Below are 15,960 nucleotides of genomic sequence, written 5' to 3' on the forward strand. Positions count from 1 at the left end.
ATAGCAACAACCGCACCGCCCATACGAGTCATGTGCCTAATCATCATTGAAGAGTCTTGGCCGCTTGCGCTGTAAACAACCATTATGCTACCAGCCATCATTATGAGTAATGCAATAAGCAGTGGTAGGTCTAGATGCATACGCATCCAAATAGAGCGTTTATCGTGCAAAGCGGTCATGGTGTATCGTTCCTTGCAAGATTAACTGGATTGGCTGCAAAGTAGTAATCCATAAGTTGGCGAGCAATTTGAATACCGCCGTGGTTGTTTTCTAATACAACCGACACCACAATTTTAGGATCGTTGTAAGGTGCAAACCCTACGTAAATTGTGTTGTCACGCTGGCGCTCTTTAAGCGATTCTGCATCGTAGCGTTCACCTTGGGCAATACTAACTACCTGTGCAGTACCTGTTTTACCAGCCGAGTCGTAGTTAGTGCCTTTAAATGCTTTGTGCGCTGTGCCTGATATTTTTTGAACTGTATTATGCATTGCATCTAACGATACCTGCCAATGGCGTGGATCTTTTAAAATAACAGGGGGTTTTTCTTCGTTGTTAATTTGCGTTATGTCGCTATCTTTTTTTATCACTTGCACCAAATGAGGTGGATGATTAATACCACGATTAACTAATATGTTAGTCGCATTTGCAATTTGAATTGGTGTAGCAGTCCAGTAACCTTGACCAATACCTACCGAAATAGTATCACCACGCCACCAAGACTCTTTAAAGCGTCCTTCTTTCCATTCTTTTGAAGGTAGAATAGCAGTAGTTTCTTCATGAATATCAATACCTGACAAATCGCCGTAGCCAAAACGGGCCATAAAATCACTGATTTTAGTAATGCCTAATCGGTAAGCCGCATCGTAAAAATAGGTATCGCACGACTCTTCAATCGCCTTGTATACATCCACATGACCATGGCCCCAACGTTTCCAATCTCGCCATTTGTGTTCAACATTTGGAATTTGAAAAAAACCAGGATCCCACATTGATGTTGATTCATTTACTATATTTTCTTCAAGCGCTAATACAGCCATTAAGGGTTTTACCGTAGAGGCAGGNCAGGCGCATAACGACCTTGCGTAGTACGGTTTATTAACGGACGGTCTTGGTTAAGTAACGCTTTATAATTTTTGCTGCTAATGCCGTGTACAAATAAGTTTGGGTCGTAACTTGGGTTTGAATAAAGTGCCAGCACGCCACCATCTTTTGCATCCATAACTACAACAGCGCCACGCATATCTTTAAGCCCATGCTGTGCAATTTGTTGCAAGCCAATGTCTAAGGTAAGTACTAAATCGCTACCAGGTTGTGGCTGGGTCATGCTTAGAGTGCGAATTACACGGCCACGGTTATTAACTTCTACCCGTTGTGAGCCCACTTTACCGTGCAATGTCTCTTCATAGTATTTTTCTAATCCGAGCTTGCCAATATCATATGTAGCACGGTAATTGGTTGCACGATCTTCTTGTTCTAATTGGTTTAGCTCTTTTCTATTAAGCTTGGCAACATATCCAAGCGCATGCGTTAGCGTGTCACCAAATGGGTAGTAGCGAGCCAGACGTGCCTCAATACTAAAACCAGGGAATTTATGTTGATTAACCGAAAATTTCGCCACTTCAGTTTCGTCTAAGCGGGCTTTTAATACTTGTGATTTAAAACGACGGGTGTGTTTTATATCTTTTAAAAAGTCTTGTTTATCTTGCTCTGTAATCGCAATTATTTTACTTATTTGATCAAGCGATTCGTCAAGGTCATCTACCTCTTCGGGGATGACTTCAAGGTTGTAAACAGGTTTGTTTTCAGCAAGTAGCACACCGTTACGGTCGTAAATTAAACCACGGTTGGGTGCAATAGGAATAACTTTAATGCGGTTATCGTTGGAGCGGGTTTGGTAGTCTTGGTGATCTTCTACCTGAATAGTATAAAGATTAGAAAGTAATACAGCGACTAATCCTAATACAAAAACAAAACCCACGAATGCTCGCCTAGCAAATAAGTTTGCTTCTGCGGAGTGGTCACGAATAGTGGGTCTATGTTTTAGCATGGCAAGGGGTTACTCGCGATGATAAGGATGGTTGTTATTTAAGCTCCAGCCTCGGTAAAGGCTCTCTGCAACAATTATACGCACCAAAGGGTGCGGCAATGTTAAATTAGATAACGACCATTTTTGCTCAGAAGCTGCAATGCACTCTGGAGCAAGTCCTTCAGGTCCGCCAATAAGTAAACTTACATCGCGGCCATCGAGTTGCCATTTTTCCATATTTTTAGCAAGTTGGTGAGTATCCAGCGCTTTCCCTGTTACCTCTAACGTTACAATACGATTGCCTTTTGGAATAGCCGCTAATGTTTTTTCACCTTCAATGTGTAAAATACGTTTTATATCTGCATTTTTACCACGTTTTCCGGCTTGAATTTCAATTAACTCTAGGGCCATATCTTTAGGGAAGCGGCGCTGATATTCTGCAAATCCCGTTTCTACCCATGCTGGCATTTTAGTACCAACAGCAATCATTTGTATTTTCACGTATTACTTCCAAGCATTGTCTAAAATGAGTGAGCGTTTAGCCCCACAGTTTTTCTAGATCGTAATAGCTACGTGCTTCGTTTTGCATCACGTGTACAACCACATCACCTAAATCAACCAGTGCCCATTCGCCGTCGCCTTCACCTTCATAACCTAATGGCTCTGAATCTGCATGACGCGCTTCTTTTGCTAAGTGATCGGCAATTGACTGTACGTGGCGTTTAGAAGTACCAGAACAAATTACCATGTAATCTGTGATATCTGATGTTCCAGTAACGTCAATATGAACGATGTCACGCGCTTTCATATCGTCAATTTTGTCCATAGCAAAGGCGAGTAGTTGTTTTGAATCCAAGGTTTTGTCTCAATTTAAAAATTTAATGGCGCGCATTTTAACACGCTAGGAGTTTTTAAGCATCAATTTGATAGAGCTGATGCACTTCTATGTAATGACTCACTGCATCGGGCAATAGTTCATTCTTTTTATTACTTTTTTTCAGTTGTTCGCGAATGGTGCTTGAGGCCGCATCGAGCATTTCGCCCGGTAAAAAATAAAGTTTACCTGCAAGTGAGTGTTTAAGTGCCGCTACTTCGCCGGCATTTGCGCGTTGCATATAGCTTTTGAGCTCACCTGTTACAGTGCAATGTTGAGCAGGGCGCTGGTACACCACAATATGGCAAAGCTGCGTTATTGCCTTCCACTCAAACCACTTATCTAGGTTGTTAAATGAGTCCATACCAATTAAAAATAAAATAGGTGTAGTGGGGTGTTCTTTACGAAGTTCTTGTAAGCTCAGCAACGAATACGATGGACCGGTTCGATTAAGTTCTCTTAAATCGAGTTCAAAATGAGGATAAGGAGCAATAGCTGCGTTGAGCATATTAATTCGGTGCTGCGTACTAATACCCGGAGCTGCTTTATGTGCAGGTAATGCACAGGGCATAAAATAAAGCGTATCCAAATTAAACGCATTTACGCATTGCTGCGCCATATTTAGATGGCCTAAATGGACTGGGTCGAAAGTGCCACCAAAAATTGCGATCATTTAACACCCATTAGCTATTTATTAATTAACCGCGTGGCACGGCATAGGAATGTTGAGCGGCTGGCAAAATTTAATACAAATATGAGCAAGCGCTTGGTAAGGTGCAATTAAATTACCTTGCTTGTAACTGGCATCAAACAACGCAACATCACTGTTTATTTGTTCTAGTGTGTGCATGTTTAAACGGTTAATAGCATTTTGAACTGGACCTTGTTGGTTTTTCCAAATTGCTTTTTGTTTAAATAAATTAGCGATAGGTTCGCCATTTAATAAACCAAGTTGCACACTTATAAGTGTATTAAGCTCTTTGGTTATAGCCCACAAAATACTCACCACTTCGGTGTTATCGCTGGCAAGTTTGTTTAATACTTTTATAGCTTGTTTAGCGTGACCATTTAATAGCGCATCGCTTAAATCAAAAATATCAAATTTGGCTTGGTTTAATAGGCCTTGCATTACTAATTGCTGAGTAATTAATGCATTGCCGTGCAGCAGCGAGAGCTTTTCAAGCTCCTGAAAACAGGCTAACAAGTTGCCTTCGGTGGCATTTATTAAGCTTACTTTGGCGTCGCTTTGCATATTAAGTGATAAACGTTGGCATTGCTCATCAAGCCATCGTTTTACATGAGAGCCCGTAAGCGGGTAGCAAGGTACAAATACACCTTGCTTATCAAGAGCTTTAAACCATGCTCCACGTTGTACTTCTTGGCTGGCTTTAGCGCCTTTAACAATTAAAATAGTATCGGGATTAACCTGCTCAACTACTTTTTTAAAGGTGTTGCTGCCAATAACGCCTGGCTTTTGTTGGTTTAAATCAAGCTCAATAATAGTGCGGGCGCTAAACAGCGACATACTTTGGTACTGGGCTATAATTTCTTGCCAATCGAATCCTTGCATTAAAGTAAACTTAATTACTTCATCAAAACCTTGTTGCTTAGCACTGTCGCGAATTTGTTGTACGCACTGCGCTTCTTGAAAAGGCTCTTCTCCAAATACTAAATAAAAGGGCTTTAGCCCTTTATTTAATTCACTCGGTAGTTGATTAGCGTAGCAGCGCATTATAGTTGCGACAGCTCTCTAACAATACGACGACTGGCTTGCTCACGAATTTCGCTAATAAGTAGCTCAAGCTCTTTTGCTTTTGCTAATGCATGATCCGGATCGTCTTGATAATTACGGTAAAGCTCAAAACGTTTTTCTATCGCTTTTTCACCTGGGCGTTTAACTACATACGATACGCCATAAGCGAGCTCATATTCAGCAACTTGGCCGTTTTGAAACAGCGAAAGTGTTTGGCGTTCAATGCTTTCTTTGCGTAAGTACAATTGGGCTTTATCTTTAGCTGACGATACTAACTCTACGTTACTCGCTTTAAGCTCTTTTTTAAGCTCAGTGAATAAAGTCGATTTTTCGTCATCGCCTACAAGTGTTAGCTGTTTTAAGTTATCAGGCAGGCTAGAGGCTTTTTTTAAATGAAAGCCACAGCTTGATAACAAAAAACAGACTAGCACTAAGGCTAGTCCATTTTTAATGGCGTTAAATGCAGCCATATTAGTTAGCTACCACGTTAAGTAGCTTGCCTGGTACGTAAATGATTTTACGAATGGTTGAGCCATCAGTAAATTTAGTAACGTTAGATTCTGCAAACGCAAGGGCTTCTACTTGCTCTTGAGTTGCACCAGCTGCCACTGTTAACTTAGCGCGAAGCTTGCCGTTTACTTGTACGATGATTAGTTTTTCATCTTCAACAAGTGCAGACTCGTCAACTTTTGGCCATGCAGCATCTAAAATTTCGCCTTTTTTACCAAGCTCTTTCCAAAGCTCATGCGATAAATGCGGAGTAATAGGTGCAAGCATAATAACTAATGCTTCAAGTGCTTCGTTAGCAATCGCTACATCTTGTTTGTCGCTCAGTGGTGCTTTTAATAACTTATTAGAAAGCTCCATAATGGCTGCAATAGCGGTGTTAAAGGTTTGACGACGTTCAACATCATCAGTCACTTTAGCAATTGCTTTGTGTAAGTCGCGACGTAGTACTTTTTGCGGGTTAGTTAGCGCTGATTTATCAAGTGCTTGGTAACCTACTGTTTTAACGTCTACCGCGTATTTCCATACACGTTTTAAGAAACGATGCGCGCCTTCAACGCCTGAGTCTGACCATTCAAGCGTTTGCTCTGGCGGTGCTGTAAACATCATAAATAAACGCACTGTATCTGCACCGTACTGGGCAATTACATGTTGTGGGTCTATACCGTTGTTTTTAGACTTAGACATTTTACTCATACCTGATGAGAATACCGGCTCGCCGTCTTCCTTATGCCATGCTTTAGTAACGCGGCCTTTTTCGTCGGTTTCGGTGTTTACATCAGTTGGCGAAATCCAAATGTCGCCGCCTTTTTCATCTTTACGATAAAATGTTTCAGCAAGTACCATACCTTGACAAAGTAAGCGGTCAAACGGCTCATCAGAATTAACTAAACCAAAGTCACGTAATAATTTATGGAAAAAGCGCGAGTACAATAAATGTAAAATAGCGTGCTCAATACCACCAATGTATTGATTTACTGGTAACCAGTAGTTAGCAGCAGCAGGGTCTAGCATGCCTTCATCGTAGCGTGGGCTACAGTAACGAGCGTAATACCAAGACGATTCCATAAAGGTGTCAAACGTATCAGTTTCGTGAAACGCAGGTGCGCCATTAACTGTTGTTTTAGCCCACTCTGGGTCTGCTTTAAGTGGTGAAGTTACACCGTTCATCACTACATCTTCTGGTAAGCGAACTGGTAGCATATCTTCTGTTGCAGCAAGTTCTTTACCATCTTCATCGCTAAGCATTGGAATTGGAGAACCCCAATAGCGCTGACGGCTCACACCCCAGTCACGCAGGCGGAAGTTTACTTTACGCTCACCAACACCGAGTGTTTCTAATTTATCGGCAATCGCTTTAAAACCAGCTTCAAAATCAAGGCCGTTAAATTCACCCGAATTTACAAGTACACCTTTATCGGTAAATGCTGATTCTTTTAGGTTTACTTCAAGATCTGAACCTTCAGCAGGCGCAATGACTTGTTTTATATCTAGACCGTACGCTGTTGCAAACTCAAAGTCGCGTTGATCGTGCGCAGGTACTGCCATTACAGCGCCTGATCCATAATGCATTAATACAAAGTTAGCAACCCAAATTGGTACTTGCTCGCCCGTTAATGGGTGAGTGGCGTAAAAGCCTGTTGCGATGCCTTTTTTCTCCATTGTTGCCATATCTGCTTCGGCAACTTTGGTGTTTTTGCATTCTTCAACAAACATTGCAATAGCATCGCTATTTTTAGCGGCTTCTTGTGCAATAGGGTGACCACCAGCAACAGCAACATACGTAACACCCATAAAGGTATCTGGACGTGTTGTGTATACGCTAAATGTTTCGTCGTTATCGGTGCGTTTAAATTCAATATCACACCCTTCAGAGCGGCCAATCCAGTTGCGCTGCATTGTTTTAACTTGCTCTGGCCAATCTTCTAACTTGTCTAAATCGTCAAGTAGCTCTTGTGCGTAGTCGGTAATTTTAATAAACCACTGTGGAATTTCTTTTTGCTCAACCACAGCGCCTGAACGCCAACCGCGACCATCAATAACTTGTTCGTTAGCAAGTACAGTTTGATCCACTGGATCCCAGTTAACTGTCGACATTTTTTTATACACTAGGCCTTTTTCGTAAAGCTTAGTGAAAAACCACTGCTCCCACTTGTAGTATTCTGGATGACACGTCGCAATTTCGCGATCCCAGTCATAACCAAAACCTAATTGCTTAAGTTGGGTACGCATGTAATCAATATTTTCGTATGTCCACTTAGCTGGTGCTGTTTTGTTTTTAATAGCAGCGTTTTCTGCAGGTAAACCAAACGCATCCCAACCCATAGGTTGCATTACGTTTTTGCCTTGCAGGCGCTGGAAACGAGAAACAACATCACCAATGGTGTAGTTACGCACATGACCCATATGCAGTCGACCACTCGGATAAGGGAACATAGAAAGGCAGTAATACTTTTCTTTGCTCTCATCTTCAGTGACTTTAAATACCTGGTTTTCTTCCCAGTAGCTTTGTACTTTTGACTCTATATCTTGCGGGTTATATTGCTCTTGCATCTATGGTTCCAGACTTCTTGCAAACTAATAAAAAATTGCCGTTAGGATACCCCAAATAAAACACTATTCACAGCGTCAAAAACATGCTTTTATTAAATTGTAACTTTCAGTGCAGGTTAACCTGCCTTTTTATAGTGTGGTTAGCTAAAGACATAAGTTACAGACTGATTTAACAGCAATTTTGAAGGAGTAAAAAATGACTGATTACAAAACATGGCTTGGCAGTTTTACCCATTGGATAAAAGATGTGAAAGAGCATGGTTTAAAAGATGTGGTTTCTGGGTTTGTTGAATCTGAGCAGGCGCTTAAAGATTTAAGTCAAGAAAGATATGAGCTCTACAAAAGTTATTTAAAGAATGATATTGAACATATAGTAGAGAACGAATCACACTATAATTCGCTTGCATGGCAAGAGCTTAAAGAGTCTCTTTGGTTTGAACTTTCGCACATAGAAGATAAAACTCAACTTGAGTGGCAATCTCTTAGCCAAGATTTTAAGCACAATGGTGTGTATCACGCAGGCGAATGGATAGCCATGGGCACATTAGTATGTAAGAATTGCACCCATAGTTACGATGTTTATCACGCTACACAAATTACACCGTGTATTGAATGTGATGGAATCTATTTTAGTCGTAAGGCACTGCACCCTTAAATATAAGTATTAAGTGGCTGCGGGCCACTTAATACGCCCAAAGGCCAGCGAATATGCTGGTAAAAAAAGAAGTTAGAATGACGAAAAAATTGCTGCCACTATCTGTTTCAAAGCTCGCACCGAGTATTTCTACTAATCACGTAAACACGTGTATGAACAATCCATACCCAGAGCAACTTACGTTTATAGGCCAACAACGCGCCCAAAGTGCTTTAGATTTTTCATTAGGGATGGAACTGCCGGGTTACAACGTTTATGTAATGGGCGAGGCCGCTCACGGGCGCTTTACGCTTGTTAAAGATAAACTTAAACAACACGCAAAAGACCGCTCAACGCCAAACGAATGGTTATACGTAAACAATTACGATGACCACAGAGAACCTATTGCGCTGTTTATGCAACCAGGTCAAAGTAAGCAACTTAGTGACGATATAGATTCATTTTTAGATGAAGTACTCGACACCTTTCCTGCGGCATTTGATAACCCAGCGTATCAGCGTAAGAAAAAATCAATCGATCGTGAATTTAACGATGCCTACGACAGTGCTATTACCGCAGTAGAAATTGTGGCGTTTGAGCAAAGCGTTGCATTAGTTGAAGAAAAGAATTCAGTAGGGTTTGCACCACTTGTAGATGGTAAACAATTAAGCGACAGCGAATTTGGCGAACTTGAAGAAACGTTACGTGAAGAGTTTTTTGAAAAAATTGAAAAGCTAGAAGATGCATTAATAGAAGCGTTAATAGAGCTGCCACGTTGGAAACGCGAATCAAAAGAAAAACAACGCAATCTTAAAAAATCGACTGCAGAGCAAGCCACTAAACCACTTTTAAAAGACTTAGAACATAAATACGCAACTCATATTGGCGTACTGCGTTATTTAAAAGATATACGCGTTGAAATTATAGACGCGGTACTTGAATGGCTAGATGACGAAGATGAAAGTGAAGAAAGCAAAGAAGACTTTGATCGCAAAGGCATGCTTACCGACTTTTTTGCACCTAACATTTTAGTTGAGTTTAAAGAGGACGACGCAGCACCGGTTGTGTACGAGCCCAACCCAACGTTTGGCAATATATTTGGCAAAATTGAGTACTCAACATCTCAAGGCTCTTTAATTACCTGTTATCGCTCAATTCAGGCTGGTGCATTGCATCGTGCTAATGGCGGCTATTTAATTATGGACGCTGAAAAAATCATGGCAAACCCACAAGTGTGGGATGGTTTAAAACTTGCGTTAAAAACACATCAAATTAAAAACGACTTACCGTATCAAGACAGCACAGTAGGAACGAGCTTTACACTTCGCCCGCAGCTTATACCGCTTGATGTTAAAATTATTTTATTAGGTTCGCGCGAGTTGTACTACACCATAGGTGAATACGATGAAGAATTTGCAGAGCTATTTAGAGTATTAGCCGACTTTGATTACTACTTGCCAAGTAGCGATAAATTGCAATACCAGTTTATTACTAAAGTAACCGAGTATTGCGAGCAAACATTAAAGTGCACTGCAACGCAGGCTGCTATGGTGCGTTTACTTAAATTTAGTTACCGCCAAGCTGAGCATCAAAATAAATTATCAGCGCGTTTTGCTGATGTACTTGAACTTATTGCAGAAGCCAGTTACTACGCAAAACAAGACAAATTAGCCGTTATTGACGCGCACCATATTGACGAAGCCATTGAAGGCAAGCAATACCGTACCGGCCAAATTAGCGAAAATATGCTCAGTGATATAAAAGAAGGTCACACACTTATTGCAACCGACGGCCAAGCCATTGGTAAAGTAAATGGCTTAACCGTATTACACATTGGCGATACCTCATTTGGTACCCCTGCGCGTATTACGGCAACGGTTTATGCTGGCGCCGATGGCGTAATAGATGTTGAACGCGAAGCTGAGCTTGGTAAAGCAATTCACTCAAAAGGTGTTATGTTGCTTACCGGTTATTTAGGTAATAAATATGCGCAGCACTTTAGCTTAACGCTTAGCGCTAATATTGCCATTGAGCAAAGCTATGGTTACATAGATGGCGATAGCGCATCTTTAGCAGAGCTGTGTGCGCTTATTTCGTCTATTACAAGCCTACCTATTAGCCAATCAATTGCGCTTACAGGCTCTATAAACCAACATGGTGATGTACAAGCCATTGGTGGTGTAAACGAAAAAATAGAAGGCTTTTTTAAACTGTGTAAAATGCGTGGTTTAACAGGTTCGCAAGGCGTTATCATTCCTAAATCAAACCAAGTTAACTTAGTGCTTGATGACGAAATACTTAATGCGGTTGAAGCGGGTAAATTCAATATTTACGCAGTTGAAACCGTAGACCAAGCGCTTAACTTGTTAATGGATATAGAAGCTGGCGATATTATTGATGACCAGTATCCAGAAAACTCAGTAAACGGTATTGCACTTGCTCGCCTCAAAGAGATTGCCGACATAGTAAACGGCGATGATGACGAAAAAGACGAAGAGCTAGATAACGAAAAAGGTTAATGATGATTAATATAATTTTGGCGGTAGTTATCGCCATTTTTTGTTTTTTAATATTTCAAAATAGTAAAAAAGCAAAACAACAAGCAGGCATAAATGCACAAATAGGTGCAGACTATTTAGCCGCTAACGCAAAGGTAGAAGGCGTAGTAGAAACGACTTCTGGCTTGCAGTATAAAGTAATCCATAAAAGCGAAAACGAAAACACACCAACCCCAAAAAGTATGGTTAACGTGCATTACCACGGCACACTAATCGACGGCACTGTGTTTGACAGTTCAGTAGAGCGTAAAACACCGATTAGCTTTGGTTTACACCAAGTTATTAAAGGCTGGACTGAGGGTTTACAACTTATGAGCCCCGGCGATAAATACACGCTATATGTACCGCACCAATTAGCGTACGGCGAAAAACGTGTAGGGAGTATTCCTCCTGCCTCAGTACTTATATTTGAAGTAGAGTTACTGGCAATTGAGTCTTAGTGATCAAATAACAAGGAAGTAAATTATGAATAAAGACGAATTACTTAAAATAGCCAAGGGTGATATTAACTTTACCTTTCAATCTATTATTTATGCATTAGCGCTGTGCTTACTCGTTGCAGCTGTTTTTTTACTAGAGATGAGCGTTAACCTACAAATGGGTTTAATAGTTTGTATTATTGGTGTGTTTGGAATGACTATTTATAATAATTTAAATACTCGCTTAAATGCGGCGTTTGCACTTATTGCGCTCTCACAAGATAACCAAAGCACTAAGTAAGCAACGAGTTAGTTTAATAAATTGGTATAAGCCCTACTTTAATAAAGTGGGGCTTTTTGCTTTTAGCTAACATTAAAATTTACTCAAGGATTTTAATACGAAGTCGATACCTATAATAGTTACAAAGCTATTTTAGGGATAAAATAATGAAGATTTCACCGACTCCCATTCCATACCAAGTACACAGCTCAAATACTCAAACTTTAGCGCAATCAGATAAACTACCTGTTGAAAAAGCGAGTGAAGAAAAGAGCGAGGAAGAGCCAAAATATGTGTTATCAAAGTTTTTAGATACCAAAGCGCAAGAATATAGTGAAGATAACGCTACGTTTGGCAATCAATATAAAAACCTAGAAAAAGTATACAAGCACTTCACTGGACGAGTTATTGCGCTGCAAGAGCAAATTAATAAACTTAAACAAAGCCCCGTACAACGTAGTTTAACTATAAACACTTCTGCAAGTGAGTTAGATAAAAGTGATGCAAATTCAGTTTTAGATGCTGACCACCTAGGTGCAAAAAAATATAAAAACACGCAACAGCAAGAACAAATAGATATGTTAGAGCTGCAATTAGGGGAGTTAAAGTCAGAGCAAGCAGCAATAAAACAACAAATGGTTGAGCTGGTTATTAGTGAAATGAAGAGGCGGGGCGACGACTATACTATTTAGCGCCACCAACATGCTGGTGGGTTAGCTTTTAAACTCAATTTTACCCACTTCAAGTTTAAACTTACCTTCTTGCTTGCCTGCAATCATAAAGCCTAGCTGTTTTATATCGTCAAAATCAATAATCGGTTGTTGCTCAAGCACGCGACCGCGATACGTTAAAGTAAAATCACTCGGAGCAAAGTTTATATCTACCCATTCATTTTTTACTGTTTTAAATGAGTGGGTGTACGCTGCGCCATCAAGATAATTGGTAGTTCTGAGCCTGAGCTGATAGGTTTGTCCATCGCCTTTAACACGCAGTGCTATAGCTTTAGTGTTTTGGCTTTGTGTATTTAGCTCTGTACGTATTGATGCAAAACCGCCGTTATTATCAAGCGAAACATTGCCTGTAAAAAGCAAACTTTCTTGAGTTTGTGTTACTTGGCTATTAGATACACCGCCCATTACTGAGTCGTTAACAACGTACCAGCGCTGATTTGCATTCGCTTGTGCACTTACAACTAATAAATTAAATACAAAAAGTGATGATAGTTGCTTTGTTGTCATACGTGTTTCCTAATTGGCATTAAGTAAGTGGAGTACTTATAACTAATACGCTTTAATAATGTATTTGTTCACTAATTTAAAACTAATTATTTTTACGAGCCCACTTATCCATTATTTTATTAAATAATATTTCATCATCAGTTTGCTCACCAGGGCAGGTCTGCGCGCTACCTTGAGGCATGCCATTACTACCAAATACGGTTGAAGTATCAATTAAATAGCATTTACCGTTAAATTTTTCTAATCGTCGTGTGCCTATTGTATTTTGGCTAATAACTTCCGATTTTTGTGATTTAACCGGTGATTTAATTGTGGGCGTGGCAGCTATTGCATCATCAGTACTATCTGAGTTATCAGCTTCGCCAAACGTGACCATTTTTTTATGCGTTAAGTTATTTATAGGTGCGCCATAAATAGGCGCATACGGGTTAAGTTTTTTAAACGTTTGCGTGTTGGTATTAATGGTGTGGGCAGGGGGTTGAGGTTTATTTGTAATAGTGGACTTTGTTACTGTTGTTGTTTTTGGTTTTTCGTCACGTTGTTTGGGTGCTTTAGTAACTTGTGTTTGAGTTGTAGGTATTTTATTAGTGCTTACAGATTCAGGTGCTTTTTTTACCTCTAACTTTGCAGGCTCAGCAATCGGTGCGTTAGTGGTGGTGTTAACGGTGCTTAACTTAGGTTGCGTTGATAAGTTAACCATTACATAAGCGTTTATTACGGTGTCTTTTTTTGTTTGAGGTACTTCAACTTTTATTTTTTGCGAAAGTAATTTATGTGAAAGTAATAAGTATAGCAACACGCCATGTATACATAACGAGATAACCCACGGCCACGCATTCCCTTTATTCACATCAAACCCTCAACTTAATAGTGCTGTTAAGAGTCAATAAAATACATTTAGTTCACCTAAAGTTAATGTGTTTTACTTTGTAGCTTTATTGCAGATACAACAAAACTATTTTGCAGTTTTTGTGGTTTTTGCATGTGCTTGGTTACGTTATTATGAGCGCAATCAAACTTAGGAGGCATTATGACATTACTTTTTGAACCAATAGAACTTGCAGGTAAAACATTAAAAAACCGTATTGTTATGCCCCCAATGACTCGCTCGCGTTCAACACAGCCTGGCGATATAGCTAACGACTTAATGGCAACATATTACGCACAGCGCGCAAGTGCCGGGCTAATTGTAAGCGAAGGCACACAAATTAGTGAACTTGGCAAAGGCTACGCTTGGACTCCGGGTATTTATTCAAATGAGCAAGTTGTAGGTTGGAGTAAAGTAACCCACGCAGTACATAGCGCTGGTGGCGTGATGTTTGCTCAGCTTTGGCATGTTGGCCGTGTAACTCATAGTGACAACACCGGTGGCGTGCAGCCTATTTCAGCCTCGGCCATTGCTGCAAAAGACGTAAAAGTATTTGTAGGTACAAACGGTGCGCCGGGGTTTGTAGACACCCAACTCCCACGCGAAATGAGCAAACAAGATATTACGCATGTCATAGGCGAATTTCGCCAAGCTGCTAAAAATGCAGTTAATGCAGGATTTGATGGCATAGAGCTTCATGCTGCTAATGGTTACCTTATTAACCAATTTTTAGATTCAGAATCAAATGCTCGCACCGATGAATATGGTGGCAGCGTGCAAAACCGAATACGTTTTTTAATTGAAGTGGTAAATGCTGTTAGCGACGAAATTGGTAGCAGCAAAGTAGGCGTAAGACTAGCCCCGTTAACAACTCTTAATGGCACAGTAGACGAAAACCCTGAGGAAACTTATTTAGCGGTTTCTGAGGCATTAAATAAAGCCGGTGTAGGTTACATGCATATAGCCGAAGCCGATTGGGATGACGCACCTTTAATGAGTGTTGAGTTTAAACACGCTATTCGTAAAGCCTACAGCGGTGTATTAATTTACGCAGGCAAGTACACAAAAGAGCGCGCAGACAAAGCACTTAGCGAAGGCTGGGCTGACATGATTGGCTTTGGTCGCCCATTTGTATCAAACCCAGACTTACCAGCCCGCTTAAAGCAAGGCAAGCCTCTGAACAGCCACAACCCCGACACTTTGTTTGGTGGTGCAGAGCAAGGCTATACCGATTATCCAACGGTATAATTGCTAGTAAGTAATAAACATTGAGTAAAAACATGAAGGGCTGCATTTTATGCAGCCCTTTTTTGTGCACTGATTCTATTAGCTTTATCTTGAGCAAAAAATAAAAAACGCGTAAGTTAACCGGGTTACCTATTTTAATAACAAGAAAATAAATGAAAGCCAAAGAGATAGAACAATTAGAATTATCAAATTCTGAAACCCGAGAAGTTGTTACCCCCTACGCCTTTAAAATTGACAGTGCTTTACTGGGCTTGCCTTTAGCTACGCCAATTCGGCGTGCATTAGCGGTTATTATTGATGTAGCACTGATATTTTTAGCAGCCAAACTCAGCGCGGCTTTAATAGCATTTGTTGCTGCAATGGCTTTTTATAAAGGTACGGCGCAGCAATACCTGCCAAAAATGTCGAATGTGTGGCGAAGAATCTTAAAAATAACGGCAGCAAGTATTTTATTTGTAAGCGCACTTACTGTGCTTTCAATTGGCATTGATTACCTAGAAGACGATAACGCTGATCAAAGTTTAGCTATTCAGGGCGTAAAAATACAAGGTGAAATTCGGCTTACCGCCGCAGAAAAACAACGGGTAAATACTTATTTAGCGCAAACAGCCGATGAAAGCTGTGATCAACCTTGCCAACAAAACGCGCTTGATAATTTAATCGGGCAAGTACCTAAATTAGCAGAAATGGACGACCTACAAAACCCACAACTTGCTACCGTACTTTTACAGCTACTAGTGCTCAGTGAAAATAACGAAATAAAGCCTGCGCAGTTAATAGAAGAAAAACCTGCACAAACAACCACAAATAGTATTTTGCAGTGGAGCAAAGGCATTATTCAAGACCTAGGCTTAGGTTTTGGCTGGGCTGCTGTTTACTTTACGTTGTTCTCGTTACTTTGGCGCGGCCAAACGCCGGGTAAAAAGGTTTGTAATATCCGTGTTGTCGCCCTAAGCGGTGAGCCATTAGGTTTATTAGATTGTTTTGGTCGCTACGGCGG

Annotated in this window: 15 protein-coding genes and 2 pseudogenes; 7 read left to right on the plus strand and 10 right to left on the minus strand. The window is 40.5% G+C overall.

Annotated elements, in window-relative coordinates:
* From L654_RS0124200 to leuS, 8 genes and pseudogenes are all read right to left on the minus strand, one after another.
* Positions 1–179: pseudogene (locus L654_RS0124200) on the minus strand (rod shape-determining protein RodA); the annotation flags it as partial.
* Positions 176–2,049, minus strand: a pseudogene (mrdA, locus tag L654_RS01000000126795) (penicillin-binding protein 2). The pseudogenes mrdA and L654_RS0124200, both read right to left, overlap by 4 nt.
* Before the next feature lie 9 nt (positions 2,050–2,058).
* Positions 2,059–2,529 (minus strand): 23S rRNA (pseudouridine(1915)-N(3))-methyltransferase RlmH, encoded by a 471-nt coding sequence (gene rlmH / locus L654_RS0124210; protein ID WP_007585562.1) that lies wholly within the window; start codon positions 2,527–2,529, stop codon positions 2,059–2,061.
* A 37-nt stretch (positions 2,530–2,566) separates the two neighbouring features.
* The gene (gene rsfS / locus L654_RS0124215) at positions 2,567–2,884 is read right to left on the minus strand and encodes a ribosome silencing factor (protein WP_007585564.1); all 318 of its coding nucleotides are present in this window, start codon (positions 2,882–2,884) and stop codon (positions 2,567–2,569) included.
* A 55-nt stretch (positions 2,885–2,939) separates the two neighbouring features.
* A complete protein-coding gene (gene nadD, locus L654_RS0124220; protein ID WP_024609291.1) occupies positions 2,940–3,575 on the minus strand; it encodes a nicotinate-nucleotide adenylyltransferase in 636 nt (211 codons plus the stop codon).
* Positions 3,576–3,596: 21 nt separating this feature from the next.
* A complete protein-coding gene (gene holA / locus L654_RS0124225) occupies positions 3,597–4,634 on the minus strand; it encodes a DNA polymerase III subunit delta (RefSeq protein ID WP_024609292.1) in 1,038 nt (345 codons plus the stop codon).
* On the minus strand, positions 4,634–5,125 hold the full coding sequence (gene lptE, locus L654_RS0124230) for an LPS assembly lipoprotein LptE (protein ID WP_010554703.1): 492 nt from the start codon (positions 5,123–5,125) through the stop codon (positions 4,634–4,636). Before lptE ends, holA begins: the two co-directional genes overlap by 1 nt.
* A gap of 1 nt (position 5,126) precedes the next feature.
* Positions 5,127–7,715, minus strand: a complete 2,589-nt coding sequence (gene leuS / locus L654_RS0124235) for a leucine--tRNA ligase (protein WP_024591123.1) — start codon at positions 7,713–7,715, stop codon at positions 5,127–5,129.
* A 196-nt stretch (positions 7,716–7,911) separates the two neighbouring features.
* Between leuS and L654_RS0124240 the strand changes: the two genes are divergently transcribed.
* The 5 genes from L654_RS0124240 to L654_RS0124260 all read left to right on the plus strand — a co-directional run bounded on the left by L654_RS0124240 (position 7,912) and on the right by L654_RS0124260 (position 12,298).
* A complete protein-coding gene (locus L654_RS0124240) occupies positions 7,912–8,370 on the plus strand; it encodes a zinc ribbon-containing protein (protein ID WP_024609293.1) in 459 nt (152 codons plus the stop codon).
* A gap of 77 nt (positions 8,371–8,447) precedes the next feature.
* Complete coding sequence (locus L654_RS0124245; protein WP_024609294.1) at positions 8,448–10,868, plus strand: AAA family ATPase; 2,421 nt, start codon at positions 8,448–8,450, stop codon at positions 10,866–10,868.
* Between the two features lie 2 nt (positions 10,869–10,870).
* Complete coding sequence (locus tag L654_RS0124250; RefSeq protein ID WP_007585579.1) at positions 10,871–11,347, plus strand: FKBP-type peptidyl-prolyl cis-trans isomerase; 477 nt, start codon at positions 10,871–10,873, stop codon at positions 11,345–11,347.
* A 25-nt stretch (positions 11,348–11,372) separates the two neighbouring features.
* A complete protein-coding gene (locus tag L654_RS0124255) occupies positions 11,373–11,627 on the plus strand; it encodes a hypothetical protein (protein WP_024609295.1) in 255 nt (84 codons plus the stop codon).
* A gap of 146 nt (positions 11,628–11,773) precedes the next feature.
* Positions 11,774–12,298, plus strand: a complete 525-nt coding sequence (locus tag L654_RS0124260) for a hypothetical protein (RefSeq protein WP_024609296.1) — start codon at positions 11,774–11,776, stop codon at positions 12,296–12,298.
* 21 nt (positions 12,299–12,319) lie between these two features.
* Here the strand turns inward: L654_RS0124260 and L654_RS0124265 are convergent, their stop codons facing one another.
* Positions 12,320–12,844: a CIA30 family protein gene (locus tag L654_RS0124265; protein WP_024609297.1), complete on the minus strand. Its 525-nt coding sequence runs from the start codon at positions 12,842–12,844 to the stop codon at positions 12,320–12,322.
* Positions 12,845–12,926: 82 nt separating this feature from the next.
* On the minus strand, positions 12,927–13,694 hold the full coding sequence (locus tag L654_RS0124270) for a hypothetical protein (protein ID WP_024609298.1): 768 nt from the start codon (positions 13,692–13,694) through the stop codon (positions 12,927–12,929).
* Between the two features lie 180 nt (positions 13,695–13,874).
* On the opposite strand from L654_RS0124270, the gene L654_RS0124280 reads away from it, so the two are divergent.
* Both L654_RS0124280 and L654_RS0124285 read left to right on the plus strand, forming a co-directional pair.
* Positions 13,875–14,960, plus strand: coding sequence for an alkene reductase (locus tag L654_RS0124280; protein WP_024609299.1), 1,086 nt, complete (start codon positions 13,875–13,877; stop codon positions 14,958–14,960).
* Positions 14,961–15,112: 152 nt separating this feature from the next.
* Positions 15,113–15,960 (plus strand): RDD family protein (locus L654_RS0124285; protein WP_024609300.1); only part of this gene is annotated, 848 nt, incomplete at its 3' end.

Origin of the sequence: Pseudoalteromonas sp. TAB23 (assembly GCF_000498075.1) — a bacterium.
GTDB classification, from domain to species: domain Bacteria; phylum Pseudomonadota; class Gammaproteobacteria; order Enterobacterales; family Alteromonadaceae; genus Pseudoalteromonas; species Pseudoalteromonas arctica.

Bases quoted from the DNA above. Each gene is read 5' to 3' on its own strand.
- nadD (WP_024609291.1), bottom strand. From the start codon at position 3,575: ATGATCGCAATTTTTGGTGGCACTTTCGACCCAGTCCATTTAGGCCAT.
- holA (WP_024609292.1), bottom strand. From the start codon at position 4,634: ATGCGCTGCTACGCTAATCAACTACCGAGTGAATTAAATAAAGGGCTA.
- lptE (WP_010554703.1), bottom strand. From the start codon at position 5,125: ATGGCTGCATTTAACGCCATTAAAAATGGACTAGCCTTAGTGCTAGTC.
- leuS (WP_024591123.1), bottom strand. From the start codon at position 7,715: ATGCAAGAGCAATATAACCCGCAAGATATAGAGTCAAAAGTACAAAGC.
- L654_RS0124240 (WP_024609293.1), top strand. From the start codon at position 7,912: ATGACTGATTACAAAACATGGCTTGGCAGTTTTACCCATTGGATAAAA.
- L654_RS0124245 (WP_024609294.1), top strand. From the start codon at position 8,448: ATGACGAAAAAATTGCTGCCACTATCTGTTTCAAAGCTCGCACCGAGT.
- L654_RS0124250 (WP_007585579.1), top strand. From the start codon at position 10,871: ATGATTAATATAATTTTGGCGGTAGTTATCGCCATTTTTTGTTTTTTA.
- L654_RS0124255 (WP_024609295.1), top strand. From the start codon at position 11,373: ATGAATAAAGACGAATTACTTAAAATAGCCAAGGGTGATATTAACTTT.
- L654_RS0124260 (WP_024609296.1), top strand. From the start codon at position 11,774: ATGAAGATTTCACCGACTCCCATTCCATACCAAGTACACAGCTCAAAT.
- L654_RS0124265 (WP_024609297.1), bottom strand. From the start codon at position 12,844: ATGACAACAAAGCAACTATCATCACTTTTTGTATTTAATTTATTAGTT.
- L654_RS0124280 (WP_024609299.1), top strand. From the start codon at position 13,875: ATGACATTACTTTTTGAACCAATAGAACTTGCAGGTAAAACATTAAAA.